This window comes from Bradyrhizobium hipponense (assembly GCF_008123965.1).
GTDB lineage: Bacteria > Pseudomonadota > Alphaproteobacteria > Rhizobiales > Xanthobacteraceae > Bradyrhizobium > Bradyrhizobium hipponense.
Genome location: NZ_VSTH01000052.1, coordinates 14,426 through 34,857, shown reverse-complemented (window position 1 = coordinate 34,857; position 20,432 = coordinate 14,426). Strand labels below are relative to the sequence as shown.

Annotated in this window: 13 protein-coding genes and 1 pseudogene; 13 read left to right on the top strand and 1 reads right to left on the bottom strand. The window is 60.4% G+C overall.

What is annotated here, in order from left to right; all coding sequences use genetic code 11:
• Positions 1–829 precede the first annotated feature (829 nt).
• Positions 830–1,147: a hypothetical protein gene (locus FXV83_RS44080; RefSeq protein ID WP_235939725.1), complete on the top strand. Its 318-nt coding sequence runs from the start codon at positions 830–832 to the stop codon at positions 1,145–1,147.
• Between the two features lie 308 nt (positions 1,148–1,455).
• Entirely contained in the window at positions 1,456–1,797 is a 342-nt protein-coding gene (locus FXV83_RS16960; RefSeq protein ID WP_148740549.1) for a helix-turn-helix domain-containing protein, read from the top strand.
• Positions 1,798–2,095: 298 nt separating this feature from the next.
• On the opposite strand, the pseudogene FXV83_RS16950 reads toward FXV83_RS16960, so the two are convergent.
• A pseudogene (locus tag FXV83_RS16950) lies at positions 2,096–2,398 on the bottom strand (superinfection immunity protein); the annotation flags it as partial.
• A gap of 794 nt (positions 2,399–3,192) precedes the next feature.
• On the opposite strand from FXV83_RS16950, the gene nifD reads away from it, so the two are divergent.
• From nifD to gltB, 11 genes are all read left to right on the top strand, one after another.
• On the top strand, positions 3,193–4,695 hold the full coding sequence (gene nifD, locus FXV83_RS16945; RefSeq protein ID WP_148740547.1) for a nitrogenase molybdenum-iron protein alpha chain: 1,503 nt from the start codon (positions 3,193–3,195) through the stop codon (positions 4,693–4,695).
• An 81-nt stretch (positions 4,696–4,776) separates the two neighbouring features.
• On the top strand, positions 4,777–6,336 hold the full coding sequence (gene nifK / locus FXV83_RS16940; protein WP_148740546.1) for a nitrogenase molybdenum-iron protein subunit beta: 1,560 nt from the start codon (positions 4,777–4,779) through the stop codon (positions 6,334–6,336).
• 117 nt (positions 6,337–6,453) lie between these two features.
• The gene (gene nifE / locus FXV83_RS16935) at positions 6,454–8,097 is read left to right on the top strand and encodes a nitrogenase iron-molybdenum cofactor biosynthesis protein NifE (protein ID WP_148740545.1); all 1,644 of its coding nucleotides are present in this window, start codon (positions 6,454–6,456) and stop codon (positions 8,095–8,097) included.
• 9 nt (positions 8,098–8,106) lie between these two features.
• Positions 8,107–9,513, top strand: coding sequence for a nitrogenase iron-molybdenum cofactor biosynthesis protein NifN (nifN, locus tag FXV83_RS16930; RefSeq protein WP_148740544.1), 1,407 nt, complete (start codon positions 8,107–8,109; stop codon positions 9,511–9,513).
• Positions 9,510–9,905, top strand: coding sequence for a nitrogen fixation protein NifX (gene nifX, locus FXV83_RS16925; protein WP_148740543.1), 396 nt, complete (start codon positions 9,510–9,512; stop codon positions 9,903–9,905). The genes nifN and nifX overlap by 4 nt, the downstream gene beginning before the upstream one ends.
• Before the next feature lie 10 nt (positions 9,906–9,915).
• On the top strand, positions 9,916–10,386 hold the full coding sequence (locus FXV83_RS16920) for a NifX-associated nitrogen fixation protein (RefSeq protein ID WP_148740542.1): 471 nt from the start codon (positions 9,916–9,918) through the stop codon (positions 10,384–10,386).
• Positions 10,387–10,393: 7 nt separating this feature from the next.
• A complete protein-coding gene (locus FXV83_RS16915; RefSeq protein ID WP_148740541.1) occupies positions 10,394–10,594 on the top strand; it encodes a CCE_0567 family metalloprotein in 201 nt (66 codons plus the stop codon).
• 13 nt (positions 10,595–10,607) lie between these two features.
• Positions 10,608–10,892, top strand: a complete 285-nt coding sequence (fdxB, locus tag FXV83_RS16910) for a ferredoxin III, nif-specific (RefSeq protein ID WP_148740540.1) — start codon at positions 10,608–10,610, stop codon at positions 10,890–10,892.
• 145 nt (positions 10,893–11,037) lie between these two features.
• Positions 11,038–13,116 carry a prolyl oligopeptidase family serine peptidase gene (locus FXV83_RS16905; protein ID WP_148740539.1) on the top strand — a complete coding sequence of 693 codons (2,079 nt, stop codon included), beginning with the start codon at positions 11,038–11,040 and terminating at the stop codon, positions 13,114–13,116.
• Positions 13,117–13,962: 846 nt separating this feature from the next.
• Entirely contained in the window at positions 13,963–15,081 is a 1,119-nt protein-coding gene (locus FXV83_RS16900) for a TlpA disulfide reductase family protein (RefSeq protein ID WP_148740538.1), read from the top strand.
• Between the two features lie 132 nt (positions 15,082–15,213).
• On the top strand, positions 15,214–19,941 hold the full coding sequence (gltB, locus tag FXV83_RS16890) for a glutamate synthase large subunit (protein WP_148740537.1): 4,728 nt from the start codon (positions 15,214–15,216) through the stop codon (positions 19,939–19,941).
• The last annotated feature ends 491 nt before the right edge of the window (positions 19,942–20,432 follow it).

Below are 20,432 nucleotides of genomic sequence, written 5' to 3'. Positions count from 1 at the left end.
TCTTACCGAGGAAGGACGTGTTGACCAGTTGTCCATGGCTGGTTCAAGTTGGATACGGTATCCGTGATGGCTTCGATTGACGATCGCTTGAATGAGATCAGATACGTGCGGAATGACATTTGGCGCTATCGCAGAAGGCTTCAAAGCGAGCTAAGTGATCTCGAGCGTAAGATCCTCGAAGAGCGTCTGCTTGAGCGGCAGTCTGCCTTTGAACGGCTCCTAGCGACCACGTTTCCTTTTACATTGACACTGTGAAGCAAAATTCCGGACCTGCGCCGCGGGGTCATTCCGCGGAAAATGGCGTCCGCTACAGAACGCCTGCGCCTGCGTCAGGAACGTAGCGCTCCGGCGCCGCGGGCCGTCGCGCCCCTCATGGCCGCCGCCGAGCTGAAAGGCGTCGGTCCACAGCCGTGGTTCACCGACGTGCTGGCCCGGCTGCGCACCGTGAGGCCGACAATGAAACCGTTCGAGGCGCCCATCCAGGCTACTCACGGTGACCGCGGTGTCGCAGAAACGGGGCGATCTGTATCCCTCCGGCGGTGGCCTGTCATCCGACAGAACGATCGAAGAAGCTTGAATCGGCCGTAGCGTCAGATTGTACAGAGCAGGCGAACGATATTTCCAGACCAGGTGTAGCCGAATGACAAAACCCGTTCTCGCTTTTGTATTATGTTCCGCTTTCGAGTTACTCGGGCCAAGCACGGGCGCAGTTGCGGGCACAAGGCGGTACGCATGCACCATCACTGCCGCCGATCGAGAGCCGGTCGGAGTTCGGAATGAGCGGGCCATTCTTACGGTTCAATATGGCTGTCGGATCGCGGATGGTCTCTTGAGCGACGCGGGGATCACAGCAGTGTCGGTCAGCGAGTGGGCTGCTGACAAAGGAACATACTTGGCCTCCCTGGAATTTCACCGCGCGCTGGAGGGAGTTGCAATTGGGCAACTCTCCGAGGCGACCGGATTCTCTAGCATGGAAGGCGAGCAAGGCGTTGCGGTCGCAACTTCCGGCACGGCAGTATTCAAGTTCGCATCTGGCTCATTGGCCGCCCTTTCAGGCAAGACCCTTAAATTCACGACCAAACTCACTGGCCTACGTAGCTTCGAATTGGAGTTCACAGATTGGCCAGAATCTCTTCTATGGAAGTGACTCGTGTCTTACTCTGATTTCCGCTGGCGCTCGGACGCACCAATTACTGTCCATACTCTTCGCCTCACACAATACGTGCTCCCGGCCTGTGTGCCGTCCTCCAAGACGAGCACCCGCAACAAGTTAACCTAAAACTCCGAAGGCACTCGAGCGCGGTAGAGCGTTCAAATTAACCTTCACCCGAGGCGATCAGCAGCTCTTTAGGGCACCGATCAGCATCAGGGACGAACTGGCCTCGCAGAAGGGGGCATCTCTTCGGCAGAGCCTGCGCGGCACCGAAGCTATCCACAAGGAAAAAAGCCAGCCCGATGATGAGCACGAAGAAGAAGCTGCCCGCCCACAGCCGGGGCTCCGGCAACATTTTTACTGATCTCGGCCTGCCGAATGCCCACGAGCACCAACTCAAGGCTGCCCTCGTCGTACAACTGAAGCGGTTGATGGCGGAGCGGGAGATCACGCAGACCGAAGCCGCGAAGCTGGTGGGCGTGAAGCAGCCCAATCTTTCCAAGCTGCTTCGGGGGCAGTTCAGGCTGGTTTCGGTGGAAAAGTTGCTGCGTATGCTGACGGCGTTCGATCAGGACGTCGAAATAACGGTAAAGCCACGTCGGAAGAGTGGCAGAGCGGGCCGGATCACGTTTATTCCGGCCTAGGAGCTGCCGAAAGGGGAGGGTTCATGACATCTAACGCGACGGCGGCCAAAACCGCTCATGAACCCACCCTGTAGTGCCCGAACTGCAATGATAACATTCGGCTGACTGAATCCCTCGCCGACCCTCTTCTCGCAGAGACCCACCCGCGTTTCCAGGAACAAGTGGGCGAGCAAGGACGCGGAGGTCGCCCGAGAGACCGAAGCGCCCCAGCAGGAGCGCGAGAAGCTCCAAAGGGATCGTGAGCAGGTCGAACGCCAGGTCGTGAACCGACTGGCGGCTGAGCGCAGCCAACTCGTCGCTACAGAAGCGAGGAAGGCGCGCGCGGCAGCTTGATGGATTCGGCTGATTCCACCGGGGCTCCCTCTCTCTCGAAGAAGATCTCGGCTTGCAAGACGGGCATCTTCCATCCGGAGCGCAGATCGTAATCGGACATCGTTAAAGCGGGATCCCCGGCTGGAGTCTTCGCCAGGCCGAGTGCCGAACGCTGTGACATGGCGTCCAATGCGGATTTCCTAGGACCAATCAGCGCCCACACGAAGAACCCAAGCCAGCCGAGCACGGTGAAGCCAAAGACGACGTTCAGGATGGCCAACACCCAGGCGTAGTGATGCCGAACCTAGAAGGCGATGATGGTTGGCAGAAGGTACGCCGCGGCCAGCGGGATCATTCCGACCAAATCCGACGGACATGCTCATCAAAGCGGAAAGCGCGATGATGGCGGCGATGAGTCCGATCCCGAAATGCAGGTGCTCGGTGATGTTCGAGGTGAGCGATGTCTCCTTGGCGATATCTTTCTTCGTCCCTGACTCGACCTTCGATGCAGCGAATAACCGATCTTTGGCGGCGTCGATTTCGCGGAGAGCGCAACTGATTGTTTTGTTTCAGACAGGGCGTTAGCGGGTATGCCTGTCGGTGCCAGACAGGGTCAGGTTTCTAACAATCCGCATCCTGCCAGCTATCTATCTCTACAGACGTGGGTTTTTGTATTCAACCAGCGCTGGCACACTCGTTGCAGACCCCTGCGCAAGAGGCGGCTGTTAGCCCTTTGCATCAACATGCAGAGGGCCACGCCCCTGATGGCAGGCAGTGAGTAAAGAAGCCGATATGACCAACCGCTGGAGAGCAGGCATGACTTCACCGAGACGCGTCTTGGTCAGCGATCCCGTCGACAAATCAACAGCGTCACACACACCGCGCTCGCAAGCGCTCAGCCGAGATGAACTACAAGATCGTGAACGACCGCTGCCGCATGGTCCAGAAGGCTGCGAAGTTGCGATCGGTAGGACCGGTCACGGAGATTCCACGCTTTACACCTGAACGCCGGATCGGAAATCCGTCGGTCTACCGGAAAAGCGTCGCTTCTTGATTTGAGACGACAATCGAAAGGAAATTTGTATGAGCCGAGCAACTACCCAGAGCGTCGCTGAGATCAAGGCGCGCAACAAGCAGCTAATCGATGAGGTGTTGAAGGTCTACCCAGAGAAGACCGCCAAAAGGCGCGCCAAACATCTCAGTGTTCACGAGGCGGGGAAGTCGGATTGTGGCGTCAAGTCGAATATCAAGTCCATTCCGGGCGTGATGACCATCCGTGGCTGCGCCTACGCAGGGTCCAAGGGCGTGGTCTGGGGGCCGATCAAGGACATGATCCACATTAGCCACGGTCCGGTCGGCTGTGGTCAGTACTCATGGGGCTCGCGGCGCAACTATTACGTCGGCACGACCGGCATCGACACCTTCGTGACACTGCAGTTCACCTCCGATTTCCAGGAAAAGGATATCGTGTTCGGCGGCGATAAAAAGGTCACCAAACTCATCGATGAGCTCCAGGAGCTATTTCCTCTCAACAGGGGCATCACCATTCAGTCCGAATGTCCGATCGGTTTGATCGGCGACGATATCGAGGCGGTCTCCAGAGAAAAGTCAAAGGAATATGGCGGAAAAACCATCGTGCCTGTGCGGTGCGAGGGTTTTCGTGGCGTGTCACAATCGCTCGGCCATCACATCGCGAACGACGCAGTTCGAGATTGGATCTTCGACAAGAGCGCCCCAGAGGCCAGCTCTAGATTTGAGCCGACGCCATATGATGTTGCGATTATCGGCGACTACAACATCGGCGGCGATGCCTGGTCCTCACGGATCCTGCTCGAAGAAATGGGTCTGCGCGTCATCGCCCAGTGGTCCGGGGATGGATCTCTGGCTGAATTGGAGGCGACGCCGAAGGCGAAGCTCAACATATTGCATTGCTATCGCTCGATGAACTACATCTCACGGCACATGGAGGAAAAGTTCGGGATTCCCTGGTGCGAGTACAACTTCTTCGGGCCTTCAAAAATCGCGGAGTCGCTGCGCAAAATTGCAAGCTTCTTCGATGATAAGATCAAAGAAGGCGCCGAGCGCGTCATCGCGAAATATCAGCCGCTTGTCGACGCGGTGACCGCGAAATACCGGCCGCGGCTCGAAGGCAAGACCGTAATGCTGTTCGTCGGCGGCTTACGTCCTCGCCACGTCATCGGCGCCTACGAGGACCTCGGCATGGATGTTGTCGGCACAGGCTATGAGTTCGGGCATAACGATGACTACCAACGCACCGCTCAGCACTACGTCAAAGATGGCACGCTGATCTACGACGATGTCACCGGCTACGAATTCGAGCGCTTCGTCGAAAAGATCCGGCCAGACCTCGTAGGTTCCGGTATCAAGGAAAAATACGTCTTCCAGAAAATGGGCGTGCCGTTCCGTCAAATGCATTCCTGGGACTACTCGGGTCCCTACCACGGCTACGACGGCTTCGCGATCTTCGCCCGCGACATGGACATGGCGATCAATTCCCCGATCTGGGGGAAGACCACGGCACCTTGGAAGGACGCTCCGCGGCCGAGCCTCATGGCGGCGGAATAGGAACGCCGACGCCCGGGCCCTTTCTTCCGCAGCGGAGGGCAAGGGCAGGAGAACGAACACAAGAACCCAAAGAGTGCCATGATGACACAGAACGCCGAACACATACTCGACCACTCTGAGCTTTTCCGGGGAGACGAATACCAGCAGATGCTGGCCAATAAGAAGGCGCTATTTGAGAATCCGCACGATCCCGCCGAAGTCGACCGTATCAAAGAATGGTCCAAGACGCCCGAATACCGCGAGAAGAACTTCGCCCGCGAGGCGCTAACCGTTAATCCGGCGAAGGCTTGCCAGCCGCTAGGTGCGGTGTTCGCCGCGCTCGGGTTCGAGAGCACACTGCCGTTCGTCCATGGCTCACAGGGCTGCGTCGCGTATTATCGCAGCCATCTGTCACGGCACTTCAAGGAGCCGACCTCATGCGTCTCCTCGTCCATGACGGAAGACGCGGCTGTGTTCGGGGGCCTCAACAATCTCACCGACGGGCTTGCCAACAGCTACAACATGTACAAGCCGAAGATGATCGCGGTCGCGACGACCTGCATGGCGGAAGTCATCGGCGACGACCTCAACGCCTTCATCAAAACATCAAAGGAAAAAGGTTCAGTCCCCGCGGACTACGACGTACCATTCGCTCACACTCCTGCATTCGTCGGTAGCCACGTTACGGGCTACGACAACACGCTCAAGGGCATCCTCGAGCATTTCTGGGATGGCAAAGCCGGCACGGCGCCAAAACTCCAGCGCAGAGCGAACAACACGATCAACTTCATCGGTGGCTTCGACGGCTACACTGTCGGCAACATCCGTGAGATAAAGCGCATCTTCAAGCTGATGAGGATCGGCTATACGATCCTCGCGGATAACAGTGACGTGTTCGACACCCCCACCGACGGCGAGTTCCGCATGTATGATGGCGGCACCACACTGAAGGATGCCGCGAACGCAGTCCACGCGAAAGCAACCATTTCCATGCAGCAATATTGTACGGAGAAGACGTTGGCCTTCATCAAGGGGCACGACCAGGAGGTCGTCGCCTTCAATCACCCGCTGGGCGTCAGCGCCACGGACGAGTTCCTGATGACGCTGTCGCGTATCACCAACAGGGCAATTCCAAATGCCCTGGAGCGGGAGCGCGGGCGTCTGGTAGACGCAATGGCTGACTCCAGCGCGCATGTTCACGGCAAGAAGTTCGCGATCTACGGCGATCCGGACCTCTGCTATGGCCTGGCCGCATTCTTGCTGGAGCTCGGCGCTGAGCCGACCCACGTGCTGTCGACGAACGGGAGTAAGGCCTGGGAGCAGAAGATGCAGGCGCTGTTCGCGAGCTCGCCGTTCGGTAAAAACTGCCGCGCCTTCCCAGGCAAGGATCTCTGGCACATGCGTTCGCTCCTGTTCACAGAACCGGTCGACTTCCTGATCGGTAACACCTACGGCAAGTATCTCGAGCGTGACACTGGAACGCCACTAATCCGCATCGGGTTTCCCATCTTCGATCGCCATCATCACCATCGTTATCCAGTGTGGGGCTATCAGGGTGGCATGAATGTGCTGGTCAAGATTCTCGACAAGATCTTTGATGAGATCGATAGAAAAACCAGCTCGGTTGGCAAGACAGACTACAGCTTCGACATCATACGCTAAGGCGAGCGCCCCGCCTCATCGTCCGCAGGAACAGCGGCGCTGTGGCGGGGATCACAGGTTATCCGCCGGCCATCCTCTTGGTCTGTGCGGTGTCTTGACATCCCCGAAAGAGACACCATGACTTCGCTTCCCACGACCATACAGGACGTCTTTAACGAACCGGGCTGCGCCAGGAACGCGAGCAAGTCGAACGTCGAGCGCAAGAATGGATGCACCAAGCAGCTGAAGCCGGGCGGCGCCGCCGGCGGGTGTGCCTTCGATGGCGCCAAAATCGCACTGCAGCCCTTCACCGATGTCGCCCATCTTGTGCATGGTCCAATCGCCTGTGAGGGCAATTCCTGGGACAATCGCGGTTCCGCCTCCTCCGGCTCCGATCTGTGGCGCAGAAGCTTCACCACTGACATGAGCGAGACCGACGTCGTGTTCGGCGGCGAGAAGCGGCTGTACAGGGCAGTCAAGGAGATCACAGAGAAATACAACCCGCAGGCCATCTTCGTCTACCAGACATGCGTGCCCGCAATGATCGGTGACGACATCGATATGGTCTGCAAGGCGGCCTCTGCCAAATTCGGCAAACCGGTCATTCCCATCAATGCACCGGGATTTGTGGGGTCGAAGAACCTTGGTAACAAGCTCGCAGGCGAAGCACTGCTGGAGCACGTCATCGGTACTGGAGAGCCCGATTACACCACTCCGTATGACATCAACATCATCGGCGAATACAACCTGTCCGGTGAGCTCTGGCAGGTCAAGCCGCTGCTCGATGAACTCGGAATTCGGATCCTGTCGTGCATCTCGGGGGACGGCAAGTATCGCGAGGTCGCTTGTTCGCACCGAGCCAAAGCCGCGATGATGGTCTGCTCAAAGGCAATGATCAACGTCGCAAGCAAGATGAAGCAGCGCTACGGCATCCCGTTTTTTGAAGGCTCGTTCTACGGTATTGAGGATTCCAGCGATTCACTGCGCCAGATTGCGCGCATGCTGATCGAACGTGGCGCGCCGGCTGAGCTGATGGAACGAACGCAAGCCCTGATCGCACGCGAAGAGACCAAAGCCTGGACTGCGATCGAACGTTTCAAGCCGCGGTTTGCCGGCAAGAGGGTCGTTCTCATCACCGGTGGCGTGAAATCCTGGTCGATGGTGGCCGCTTTGCAGGAGGCCGGGCTCGAAATCGTCGGCACGTCCGTGAAGAAATCGACCGAGAAGGACAAGGAACGTATCAAGGAATTAATAGGCCAGCACGCCCATATGATCGAGGACATGTCACCTCACGAGATCTACAAGATGCTCAAGGGCGCAAAAGCCGACATCATGCTCTCGGGCGGCAAGTCGCAATTCGTCGCACTAAAGGCGGCGACGCCATGGCTCGATATCAACCAGGAGCGCTGCCACGCCTATATGGGCTATGTCGGGATCGTCAAGCTCATGGAGGAGATCGAGAAAGCGCTCTACAATCCGATATGGCATCAGCTCCGCCAAGCCGCGCCCTGGGATGAGTTCGATTGGAAGCGTCAGGCAAAGGCGGTTGCGCAGATGCATGCGCAAGCGGTTGATCCAGTTCGGGGCGCGAACACGAACGGCGTCAAGACGATAAGTTTCTCCAACAAAAGTGAGGTCGGCGATGGTGAGAGCGCGATTGCGGCGCATGGCCCGAACCTCGTCGAACCCGCCAAGTCGTGCACCAATTCCACCGCAAGGTGTCTTGCTTGTAAGGACATTCATTCCGATCTCCAGCCCCCGGCGCTGCAGGCGGCGGAGTAGGAGAACGACATGGCGATCGTCACTGCCTCGAAGAAAGCCTGTTCGGTCAATCCGCTCAAGATGAGCCAGCCGATCGGCGGCTCATTTGCCTTCATGGGCCTGCGCGGCGCGATGCCGCTTTTGCACGGCCCGCAAGGTTGCGCCTCCTTCGGGCTGACGCTGTTCGTGCGCCATTTCAACGAAGCCGTGCCGATGCAGACGACCGCCATGAGCGAGGTTGCCACCGTGCTCGGCGGTCACGAGAATCTCGAACAGGCGATCCTCAACATCTACAATCGCGTCGAGCCCGAGATCATTGGTATCAATTCGACTGGCGTCACCGAGACCAACGGCGATGACGTCGAGGCCTTCATCCGGTTGATCCGGCAGAAGCATCCGCAGCTCGAAAAGCTTCCCCTTGTCTACGTCTCGACGCCGGATTTCAAGGATGCCTTTCAGGATGGCTGGGGCAAGACAGTGGCGCGGATGATCGAGGTGCTCGTGGCTCCCGTCGACGCAGCGAGACCGCGCGATGGCTCCCGCGTCAACGTGCTACCTGGCTGCCACCTCACGCCCGGCGATCTCGACGAGCTTCGCACGATCTTTGAGGATTTTGGGCTCAAGCCCTCCTTCCTGCCGGACGTTGCCGGTTCGCTTGATGGCCACATCCCCGACGAATTCACGCCGACCACGATCGGCGGCATTGGATTGGACGAGATCGCGACCATGGGGCAGGCGGCCTGGACGATCGCGATCGGCGCGCAAATGCGCCGTGCGGCCGAGATCATGCGGGCGCGGACAGGCACGCCGTTCCGTCTGTTCGAGCGGCTCTGCGGCCTTATTCCAAATGACGAATTCATCGCGTTTCTGAGCGAGATCAGCGGCCGGTCGGTGCCTTCGAAATATCGCCGGCAGCGTGGACAGCTGGCAGACGCCATGCTGGATGCCCATTTCCATATCGGCGGCCGCAAGCTCGCGATCGGCGCCGAGCCGGACTTGTTATTCGATCTCTCCAGCTTCCTCCACGAGATGGGGGCGCAGGTAACGGCTGCGGTGACGACGACGAACTCACCGGTGCTCCAGCGGGTCAGGACCGAGGACATCCTGATCGGCGATCTGGAGGATCTTGAAGAGCTTGCAAGGTCACGTGACTGCGACCTCTTGATGTCGCATTCACATGGTCGGCAGGCCGCTTCGCGACTCAATGTTCCGTTCCTCCGGGTGGGCTTTCCGATGTTCGATCGCCTTGGCGCTGCGCACCTCACGACCGTTGGCTATCGCGGCACGCGCGATCTGATCTTTGATATCGCCAATCTGATCATCACCGACCGCGAAACCAACCATGGGCCGACGCCCGACACCTGGCCATCACCTGCGGTGACCTGCAGGTCCATCCGCCCCAGTTGCATTGAGCAGGGAGAGAGAAAACACGGATGAAAGTTGCATTCGCCACTCAGGACTTGAAGCACGTCGATGCGCACTTTGGCTGGGCCAAGAACATCGCGATCTACGAGGTCGGCCCGGACGGGCATCGGTTTATTGAGGCAGTTCAGTTCGGCGGTGACCTCACGGAAGACGGCAATGAGGATAAGCTGGCGCCGAAGATCGAGGCGATCAGGGACTGCGCAATCCTCTATGTTGCGGCGATCGGCGGCTCGGGTGCTGCGCGAGTCGTCGCGAGCAACATCCATCCGATGAAGGTGCTGCAACCAGAGCCCATCGACGACCTTTGCGTCAAACTCGAAACCGTGCTGAAGGGGTCGCCGCCGCCCTGGCTGCGGAAGCTGCTCACCAAAAGCCCGGAACGTACGGTGGATTTCGAAGCCTGAAGGAAAGAGGATGCCCGATCGGTGTGAAATCACTCCAGCCGCCGCCGCGGCGGAGCGGCCATTTCTCAAAGAGCTCATCAAGATCTGGCGCGCCCAGGACACCCACGGCGCCTGGGAGGGCAAGAAGGACCTCGACCTGCTAGAACCCTACATTCTCGACAAGCGCAAGCGCCGTGCGCTGCCGATCGTCGGCAATCCCGACCCCGCCACGACATGGCGGCTGCAGTTGTTCTTTGACGCCATTGCGCTTTCGATCGAGAAGGCGACGGGTGTGATGATCTCGCCAATGCTGAAGATGCATCATGAAGGGTTCGGCCGGATCGTGCTGATCGGGGGCCGGCTCGTTGTCGTGAGCAAGCAGCTACGGGACGTGCATCGCTTTGGTTTCAACGATCTCTGTCATCTTGCGGACCAAGGCGACAAAATCGTCAACAGTGGTGTTGAGATGATCCGCGAGTTCCCGGAAGTGGCGAATTATTGAGGCAAGTATGAGCGATGTTGAAAGCCTGAAAGCGGAAATAAAGAAGCTGTCGGCCAAAGCGACCCAGGCCAAGATGGACCTCCACGACCTCTCCGAGGAGTTGCCTGTCAACTGGACCGCGATCCTGAGCGTGGCGCAGAAGGCCCACGACGCCTTCAGCGAGCTCGAAAGCAAGCGCCAGGATCTCCAGGCGCTACACAAAGCATAACGGACCTCAAGCCATGTCATTCAGGACCCGCGACGGCCGCGATTGGAGGCCGGATTACCTGGTTTGGATCGATCCAAACAAGTGCATCGGCTGCGGCCGCTGCTACAAGGTCTGCGGCCGCGAGGTCATGACGCTGAAGGGTCTGAGCGAGGACGGCGAGATGATCGATCTCGATGAGGACGACGATGAGGTCGAAAAGAAGATCATGGTGATGAAGGACGAGGGGGCCTGCATCGGCTGCAGCGCCTGCGCCCGGGTCTGCCCGACAAACTGTCAGACCCACGCGCCAGCTGCTTGAACCGACTTTTCTCTCGCTATGAACAGGGGTGGTTTGCCAGAGACAAAGGTAGCTCGGGAGATCCGGCATCGAGCCGACGACATGTACGGCGCGAAGCCTTGAACCCTGTCGAAAGTGCGCGTCAATGCTAAGCTTGGAGTGAATCATGGTCAAAAAAGGTGTGCCGTTGAAGTCGCGGATTGAAAGGCCAACGGCCTCGACTCCAGATGATGATCCCTATCTATGGTTGGAAAAGATCGAAGGCGGACGGGCGTTGAACTTCGTCGAGCGGCAGAATAGCAGAACGGTACGGGTGTTTGGCGGAGCGGCGTTCGAACGCGACCGCGATACGCTCGCCGCGATCTACGATCGGCCCGACAAGATCCCCTATGTCAGCCGGCGCGGCGAGCATCTGCACAATCTCTGGAAGGATGCCACGAACCCGCGCGGCCTGTGGCGGCAAACCTCGCTCGCGGAGTTTCGGAAACCGCGGCCGGCGTGGGAGACCGTGCTGGACATCGACCGGCTTGCGGCGAGCGAACGTGAAGACTGGCTGCTGAGTTCTATCAGCTCGCGGCCGGGAAGTTCGCGAGTCATCTTGAGCCTGTCGCGCGGCGGCAGCGACGCCGTCACCCTGCGGGAATTCGACGTCGACACGAGGAGCTTCGTCGCGGACGGCTTCGCACTGCCGGAAGCCAAGGGTGGCGTCGATTGGCTCGATCCGGATACGCTGCTGCTGTCCAGCGCTTATGGCGAGGGCATGGTCACGAGCTCCGGATATGCGAGGACCGTTCGGTTGTGGCGGCGCGGCCAGCCTGTCGATCAGGCGCAAGTGATCTTCGAGACCACGGCCGATCGTATGATGGTCTATGGCAGCGCCGACGACACCGGAGCTAGGCCGCGCACCTGGATCACCGACCAGATCGACTTCTTCCACTACGCCATCTGGCTGCGCGATGAAGCCGGCACCACGAAAAAGCTCGACCTGCCGACCGGCATCTGGCTGCAGGCGCATAGCGACTGGTTCGCGATCAAGCTGCGCGAGGCCTGGTCGAGCGAAGGACGAACCTATGCCGCTGACGCCGTGCTCGGCATTTCGCTCCCGGCGTTCATGGCCGGCAGCCGCGACTTCACGCTGCTGTTCGAGCCGGGACCGCGGACCGCGTTACAAGGCTTCTTCTGGACCGCTGGGAAGCTCGTGCTCTCGATCCTCGACGAGCTCAGGCCGCGATTCGAGATTTGCACGCCGTCAGCCACAGGCTGGAGCCGCGAGACACTCGGCGGCCTCCCCGACATCGGCGTCGTCGACGTCTGGCCGCTCGATCGTCATGCATCCGAGAGCAATGGCGATTTGCTTGCCAATGTGCAGGGTCCCCTGACGCCGCCCTCGCTGCTATTGATCGAGCGCGGCGTCGAAAGCCCGACCGTGTTGAAGCAGGCGCCGAAGACGTTCACCGCCGATGGCCTTGTCGTGACGCAGCACGAGGCGATCTCGATCGACGGCGAGCGCATTCCCTATGTCCAGACCGGCCCCGCCGGCGAGACCGGCGATGCGCCGGTCTATATGAGCGCCTATGGCGGCTTCGGCCATTCGGTCAAGCCTTACTACGATCCATCGCTCGGCAAGCTATGGCTGGAACGCGGCGGTACCTCGGTGCAGGCGAATTTGCGCGGCGGCGGCGAGTTCGGCACGCGCTGGCACGATGCCGGCCGGCTCGCCGGCAAAAAACTGTCGCACGACGATTTTGCAGCCGTTGCCGCCGACCTCGTGCGCCGTGGCGTCACGAAAGCAAAGCGCATTGCAGCCGAAGGCGGATCAAATGGAGGCATCCTGATCACCAACATGCTGGTGCGCTACCCGGAGCGTTTTGGCGCGCTGTTCTGCACCATCCCGCTGATCGACATGCGCCGCTACACCAAGCTGCTCGCCGGCGCGAGCTGGATCGCGGAATACGGCGATCCCGACAAGCCGGAGGAATGGGACTGGCTGAAGACCTACTCCGCCTATCACAACGCAAAACCCGGCCAGCCCTATCCGCCGATCCTGATCGCCACCACGCGGCGCGACGACCGCGTCCATCCCGGCCACGCGCGCAAGATGGCGGCAAAGCTGCAGGCGATGGGTTACGAAGCCTGGTTCTACGAGCCGGCCGCCGGCGGCCACGGCTACGGCAAGGACAACAAGGAGCGCGCCGGCTTCGAGGTGCTCGGCTTTGAATTTCTGAAGAGCAAGATTGGCTGGTAGGACGGGGAGGCGTCAGCCAGCTGACGCAATTGCCAAATGACATTCGTACGATATCGACCAGAGCGAGGGCGATCTGACCGACGTCCAGAACTCCCGCACGACCGATTCGAGATCCTGCGCGCTTGAACCAACGCATGGTGGAGTTAGTGTCTCGCCGGGACTTTGATAACGACCGTTTCTCTTCACCAACTCTATCACCTCACTTGCGTGCTGTATCTCAGCCCGGTACTGCGCGTGATCTTCCAGGACCGTGACTGGACTGCGTCTTGTCTGCTTCTTGTCTGCCCTTTAGAATGTATCCTCACAAAAGCTCGCGATTTAAAGTTCGAATTGCCTTTTGTACGTTCCGCAGGCGCTCAATTCGGCGACAGGATTATCTTCCAGCAGCCGCGGCCGCGCTTTCTTTAGGAAGCAGGAACACCGAGTAGGAGGAGCGCAATCAGACGGACAAAGCGAGCGAGGCTCATACTAACAGCTATTTGCCGGTGCCGCGCGCCGGCGGTTGCGGCAGCGATCATCAAAACGCCAGGAGCGATCGTCGTGATGGGCGGGCCACAAACCCCGCGGCCCGAAGCGCACGACCCGCGTCCGATGTCTGACATCGAACGAGACCGCCAGCTACAAACGCACGTCGTGTTGAGCCGCCGAGGCAATCTTAGACCGAATCAGGTGCGTGATGTTCGTTGCTGGCGTTGGCACGGCCATTGCTGCTGAGATTGAGCACGGTGTCAGGCGGAGTGCATGCAGACGTGCTCTCTCGTTCATTGAACTCGTGCCGCGTTTCTTAGAGACAAACGAGCTTGCGCAAACAATCGCGACAAGGTTTGGGCAGCTTTGGAGAACAACATGATTCTTCGTATGGAGTCGCCAGCTCCTCCGATCAGGGTGGAAAGCTGGGTACGTGGCGAGCCCCTCACCAACTTTAAGCTGGGTACGCTGTATATAGTCGAGTTTTGGGCAACTTGGTGCGGCGGATGTGTGGCGGAGATGCCCCATCTCGCGCAGCTGCAAGAGAATTACAACGATAGCGCAGTTGAGGTCATTGCAGTTGCAGCTTCCGAGCGAGGCTCAACGGCCGAGGAGGCGCGAACAAACTTGGACGCGTGGTTGACCAAGAAAGGCTCCAAGCTGAACTTTCGGATAGCGTTCGATTACGCGGGAAAAATGAAGAAGTCTTGGATGGCGCCCAGTTTTTCTACCACTATCCCCACCTCATTCGTCATCGACCGTGACGGTCACGTCGCCTTTATCGGTCACCCTATGCAACTGTATGACGTGTTTACAAAAATCGTAAATGGCACCTGGCGCACCAGCGATGAAGCCAAAGCAGCGGATGCGGAGCGAATCGCTGAAGCAGAATCTAAAATGCGCGAGAAAGCCCGGATGCAAGCATTCTGGGGCAAACTTGGACCGGCGCTGAAGGCGCAGGATTCGTCGACGGCGCTTTCGGCCGCTAAAGAGGGCGTCGCAGTGATGCCGGACGACATCGACGTTCACCTAGTTCATGAGGATCTAGCCCTGCACAAAGTCCATGACATGCAGACGGGATTACCCGTTATGCGTCAATTGGCTCGCGATGCGATCGAAAAACAATTCGAGTTGTGGAAGGTGCAAGCGATCCGCCAACTCTCTAATCCAGCGGAGAAGAACTCTGATGTCCCGCATTCTGATCGCTTTGCGATTGGCAAGGACTTGGCCGAACACATCCTCGCGCTGAACTCTCCAGAAGGCCGGGCCGGCCCCAAGTTTCTGTCTTATGTGGCGGTCGCTCAGTATTATTTCGAAAGCGGCGACAACGATCGTGCGGTCGAGTTAATTGAGTCGGCGGTGAAGTCGCTGGACGGCCCGCGGCCCATGGGGGCTGAACAGAAGGCGCACTACCTGCGGCTGTTGCTTGAGGCCTTGGCCAAGTACGAGGATGAGGAGGCAAAGCCGTTCTCGGGGACGAAGAGCGCCTTGGCCTGAATTCTTGGCCTGAATTTAAGAAAATGCGGCTCGCTAGCGGACGAGCGGTGACCCAGAAGCGGGTGCCGCGGAACGCCCAAGGTGCGCCGAAGATAGCGGTGAGGCAGCTTGCCGCATGGAGAGGACGAGGACATGAACGGGTCGCAATTCGAGCGCGCAAACATCGTGGCAGAAGAGCTGTCGGCGACGGTCGCCTCGAAAACGACCGATCCGATTCAGGAACACAGTTCGCGTCCGCCGGCTGAAGGCCTTTACGATCCGAGCCTGGAAAAGGATTCCTGCGGCGTCGGCTTCATCGCCAACATCAAGGGCAAGAAGTCTCACGAGATCGTCTCGGACGCGCTGAGCATCCTCTGCAACCTCGAGCATCGCGGCGCAGTCGGTGCCGACCCGCGCGCCGGCGACGGCGCCGGCATCCTGGTGCAGATCCCGCACGCCTTCTTCGCCCGCAAGGCCAAAGAGCTCGGCTTCGCGCTGCCCGACCCCGGCGAATACGCCATCGGCGCGCTGTTCATGCCGCGCGACACCGCCTGGCGCAACGTCATCAAGAGCATCATCGCCGACCAGATCAAGGAAGAAGGCCTGACCCTGCTCGGCTGGCGCGACGTGCCGACCGACAATTCCTCACTGGGCGTCACCGTGAAGCCGACCGAACCCGCCTGCATGCAGGTGTTCATCGGCCGCAACGGCACCGCCAGGACCGAGGACGAGTTCGAGCGCCGGCTCTACATCCTGCGCAAGTCGATCTCGCAGGCGATCTACCAGCGCCGCGACCGCGGACGTGCCGGTTACTACCCCTGCTCGATGTCCTGTCGCACCGTGATCTACAAGGGCATGTTCCTCGCCGACCAGCTCGGCAAGTACTATCCCGATCTGCACGAGAAGGATTTCGAGAGCGCGCTGGCGCTGGTGCATCAGCGCTTCTCGACCAACACCTTGCCGACCTGGTCGCTAGCGCATCCCTACCGCATGATCGCGCATAACGGCGAGATCAACACGCTGCGCGGCAACGTCAACTGGATGGCGGCGCGCCAGGCCTCCGTGAGCTCGGACCTCTACGGCAAGGACATCAACAGGCTTTGGCCGATCTCGTACGAAGGACAGTCGGACACCGCCTGCTTCGACAACGCGCTCGAATTTCTGGTGCAGGGCGGCTACTCGCTGCCGCACGCCGTCATGATGATGATTCCGGAGGCGTGGGCCGGCAATCCCTTGATGGATGAGACGCGCCGCGCCTTCTACGAATATCATGCCGCGCTGATGGAGCCGTGGGACGGCCCCGCCGCGATCGCTTTCACCGACGGCCGTCAGATCGGCGCCACGCTCGACCGCAACGGCCTGCGGCCGGCGCGCTATCTCGTCACCAAGGACGACCGCATCGTGATGGCGTCCGAGATGGGCGTGCTGACCATCCCCGAGGACCAGATCATCACCAAGTGGCGGCTCCAGCCCGGCAAGATGCTGCTGGTCGACCTCGAACAGGGCCGCCTGATTCCCGACGACGAGATCAAGGCCGAGCTCGCCCGGAGTCATCCCTACGAGGAGTGGCTGGAGCGGACCCAGATCGTGCTGGAGGAGCTGCCGAAGGTTGCGACCACCGGCGTTCGCTCCAACCTGTCGCTGCTCGATCGCCAGCAGGCGTTCGGCTACAGCCAGGAAGACATCACCATCCTGATGACGCCGATGGCCTCGATTGGCGAGGAAGCGGTCGGCTCGATGGGCAACGACACGCCGATCTCGGCGCTGTCGGCCAAGGCCAAGCCGCTGTTCACCTACTTCAAGCAGAACTTCGCCCAGGTCACCAATCCGCCGATCGACCCGATCCGCGAGGAGCTCGTGATGAGCCTGGTCTCGATCATCGGACCGCGGCCGAACCTGTTCGACCTCCAGGGGATGGCCACCACCAAGCGTCTTGAAGTGCGTCAGCCGATCCTGACCGACGCGGATCTCGAAAAGATCAGCTCCATCTCCGACGTGGCCGAAACCCACTTCAAGTCGCGCGCGCTCGACACCACCTTCCACGCCGGTCTCGGCGCGGCCGGCATGGACCAGGTGCTGGATGAGCTCTGCGCGCGCGCCGAAAGCGCCGTGCGCGAAGGCGTCAACATCATCATCTTGTCCGACCGCATGGTCGATACCGACCGCGTCCCGATCCCGTCGCTGCTCGCCTGCGCCGCCGTGCATCACCATTTGATCCGCACCGGCTTGCGCACCTCGGTCGGCCTCGTCGTCGAATCCGGCGAGCCGCGCGAAGTGCATCATTTCGCCTGCCTCGCCGGCTACGGCGCCGAAGCGATCAATCCCTATCTCGCGTTCGAGACCATCATCGCGATGAAGGACCGCCTGCCCGGCTCGCTCGACGATTACGAGATCGTCAAGCGCTACATCAAGTCGATCGGCAAGGGCCTGCTCAAGGTGATGTCCAAGATGGGCATCTCGACCTACCAATCCTATTGCGGCGCACAGATCTTTGACGCCGTCGGCCTCAAGGCCGACTTCGTCGGAAAATTCTTCGCCGGCACGCATACCCGCGTCGAGGGCGTGGGCCTTGCCGAGATCGCGGAAGAGGCCGTGCGCCGTCATGCCGACGCGTTCGGCGAGGCGCGGGTCTACAGGACCGCGCTCGATGTCGGCGGCGAATACGCCTATCGCAGCCGCGGCGAGGACCATGCCTGGACCGCCAAGTCGGTGAGGCTGCTTCAGAACGCCGCGCGAGGCAATTCGCTGAAAGACTATCACGACTTCGCCAAGATCCTCAACGAGCAGTCGGAACGCCTGTTGACGCTGCGCGGCCTGTTCCGGGTCAAGAGCGCCGAGGAAGAGAAGCGCAAGCCTGTAGCCCTCGACCAGGTCGAGCCGGCCAAGGACCTCGTCAAGCGGTTCGCCACGGGCGCGATGAGCTTCGGCTCGATCTCGCGCGAGGCGCACACCACGTTTGCGATCGCCATGAACCGGATCGGCAGCAAGTCGAACACCGGCGAAGGCGGCGAGGAAGTCGATCGCTTCAAGCCGCTGCCGAATGGCGACAGCATGCGTTCGGCGATCAAGCAGGTCGCCTCGGGCCGCTTCGGCGTCACCACGGAGTATCTCGTCAACTCCGACATGATGCAGATCAAGGTGGCGCAGGGTGCCAAACCCGGCGAAGGCGGCCAGCTGCCCGGCCACAAGGTCGACGCCACCATCGCAAAAGTCCGGCACTCGACGCCGGGCGTCGGCCTGATCTCGCCGCCGCCGCACCACGACATCTACTCGATCGAGGATCTGGCGCAGCTCATCTACGACCTCAAGAACGTCAACCCGGACGGCGCGGTTTCGGTCAAGCTCGTCTCCGAGATCGGCGTTGGCATGGTCGCGGCCGGCGTTGCCAAGGCGCATGCGGACCATGTCACCATTGCGGGCTTCGAGGGCGGCACCGGCGCTTCGCCGCTGACTTCGATCAAGCATGCCGGCAGCCCTTGGGAGATTGGGCTGGCCGAAACCCACCAGACGCTGGTGCGCGAGCGGCTGCGCAGCCGCATCGTGGTCCAGGTCGACGGCGGCTTCCGCACCGGGCGCGACGTCGTGATCGGCGCGCTACTGGGCGCAGACGAGTTCGGTTTCGCCACCGCGCCGCTGATCGCGGCCGGCTGCATCATGATGCGCAAGTGCCACCTCAACACCTGCCCGGTCGGCGTCGCGACGCAGGATCCGGTTCTGCGCAAGCGCTTCACCGGCCAGCCCGAGCACGTCATCAACTATTTCTTCTTCGTCGCGGAGGAAGTCCGCGAGATCATGGCGAGCCTCGGCTTCCGCACCTTCAACGAGATGGTGGGCCAGACCCAGCTGCTCGACCAAACCAAGCTGGTGGCGCACTGGAAGGCCAAGGGCCTCGACTTCTCCAAGCTCTTCGTCCGCCAGAAGGAAGAGAAGGGCCAGAAGATCTACCATTCGGAGCGCCAGAACCATCATCTGGAAGCGGTGCTCGACCGCTCGCTGATCGAGAAGGCGCAGCCCGCGCTCGACCGCGGCGCGCCGGTGAAGATCGAGGCCGGGATCAACAGCACCAACCGCTCCGCCGGCGCGATGCTGTCGGGCGCGGTCGCCAAAATCTATGGCCATGCCGGGCTGCCGCATGACACCATCCATGTCAGCCTGAAGGGCACCGCGGGCCAGGCGTTCGGCGCGTGGCTGGCGCAAGGCGTCACCTTCGAGCTCGAGGGCGAAGCCAACGACTATGTCGGCAAGGGCCTTTCGGGCGGCAAGATCATCGTCAAGCCGCCGAAGAACAGCGGCATCGTGCCGGAAGAGAGCATCATCGTCGGCAACACCGTGATGTACGGCGCGATCCAGGGCGAGTGCTACTTCCGCGGCGTCGCCGGCGAACGGTTTGCCGTGCGCAACTCCGGCGCGGTCGCCGTGGTCGAGGGCGCGGGCGATCATTGCTGCGAATACATGACCGGCGGCATCGTGGTCGTGCTCGGCAAGACCGGGCGCAACTTCGCAGCCGGTATGTCCGGCGGCATCGCCTATGTGCTGGACGAGACCGGCGATTTCGACAGATTGTGCAACCTCCTGATGGTCGATCTCGAGCCGGTGCTGTCCGAAGAGCTGATCAACGCCGGTACCTATCATCACGCCGGTGACCTCGAGGCGCATGGCGGGGTCGACGTGTTCAACAACCTGCTCGATTCCGACGTCGAGCGGCTGCACGTCCTGATCACGCGCCACGCCAAGGCGACCGACTCCAAGCGCGCCGCCGACATCCTTGCCAATTGGAAGGATTGGCTGCCCAAATTCCGCAAGGTGATGCCGGTCGAGTACCGGCGCGCGCTGCGCGAAATGGCTGCTAACGCGGACGCCGAGCTCGGGAGCCTGAGATAGTACCACTGACGTACCGAACACCGCACGCGCCCGAAGATGGGCAGATATAGCGCTAATAGCGCTTCCACACGCGTCCGCCAGCGCAACCCGAAGCAGATCCTGACGAGGTAGGGCCGGCTGAGACGTTCCTGCCGGGTGATCACGCGAGATCGTTTTGACGTCCCCACGCGTCGTTCTGAGGAAGGTACGGGATCGGGGCCCCTGGAGCGCAATGACAGTGAGGGTTGCACGACGGCAGGTGAGGGCTGCTATACGCTCGCCGTCGCCTAGTCAGTTGAAGTCCATCGAAGATCGACAAAAAGACGCATGATTTGATCGTCACTGCGCTGCTGATTGCATCAATCAAGATCAATTGTCGCTTACTGTAGGCAATCCCGACGAAGGCGCTTGGAATAGCGCGCGCCGCTTGCCAGGGAGGCGCACACCAGAGTCACACTCTGGCGCCGGTGGTCCGTACATGCCGCAAGCATCGCAATTGGCGACCCGCAGTT

Bases quoted from the DNA above. Each gene is read 5' to 3' on its own strand.
- FXV83_RS16960 (WP_148740549.1), top strand. From the start codon at position 1,456: ATGATGAGCACGAAGAAGAAGCTGCCCGCCCACAGCCGGGGCTCCGGC.
- nifD (WP_148740547.1), top strand. From the start codon at position 3,193: ATGAGCCGAGCAACTACCCAGAGCGTCGCTGAGATCAAGGCGCGCAAC.
- nifK (WP_148740546.1), top strand. From the start codon at position 4,777: ATGACACAGAACGCCGAACACATACTCGACCACTCTGAGCTTTTCCGG.
- nifE (WP_148740545.1), top strand. From the start codon at position 6,454: ATGACTTCGCTTCCCACGACCATACAGGACGTCTTTAACGAACCGGGC.
- nifN (WP_148740544.1), top strand. From the start codon at position 8,107: ATGGCGATCGTCACTGCCTCGAAGAAAGCCTGTTCGGTCAATCCGCTC.
- nifX (WP_148740543.1), top strand. From the start codon at position 9,510: ATGAAAGTTGCATTCGCCACTCAGGACTTGAAGCACGTCGATGCGCAC.
- FXV83_RS16920 (WP_148740542.1), top strand. From the start codon at position 9,916: ATGCCCGATCGGTGTGAAATCACTCCAGCCGCCGCCGCGGCGGAGCGG.
- FXV83_RS16915 (WP_148740541.1), top strand. From the start codon at position 10,394: ATGAGCGATGTTGAAAGCCTGAAAGCGGAAATAAAGAAGCTGTCGGCC.
- fdxB (WP_148740540.1), top strand. From the start codon at position 10,608: ATGTCATTCAGGACCCGCGACGGCCGCGATTGGAGGCCGGATTACCTG.
- FXV83_RS16905 (WP_148740539.1), top strand. From the start codon at position 11,038: ATGGTCAAAAAAGGTGTGCCGTTGAAGTCGCGGATTGAAAGGCCAACG.
- FXV83_RS16900 (WP_148740538.1), top strand. From the start codon at position 13,963: ATGATTCTTCGTATGGAGTCGCCAGCTCCTCCGATCAGGGTGGAAAGC.
- gltB (WP_148740537.1), top strand. From the start codon at position 15,214: ATGAACGGGTCGCAATTCGAGCGCGCAAACATCGTGGCAGAAGAGCTG.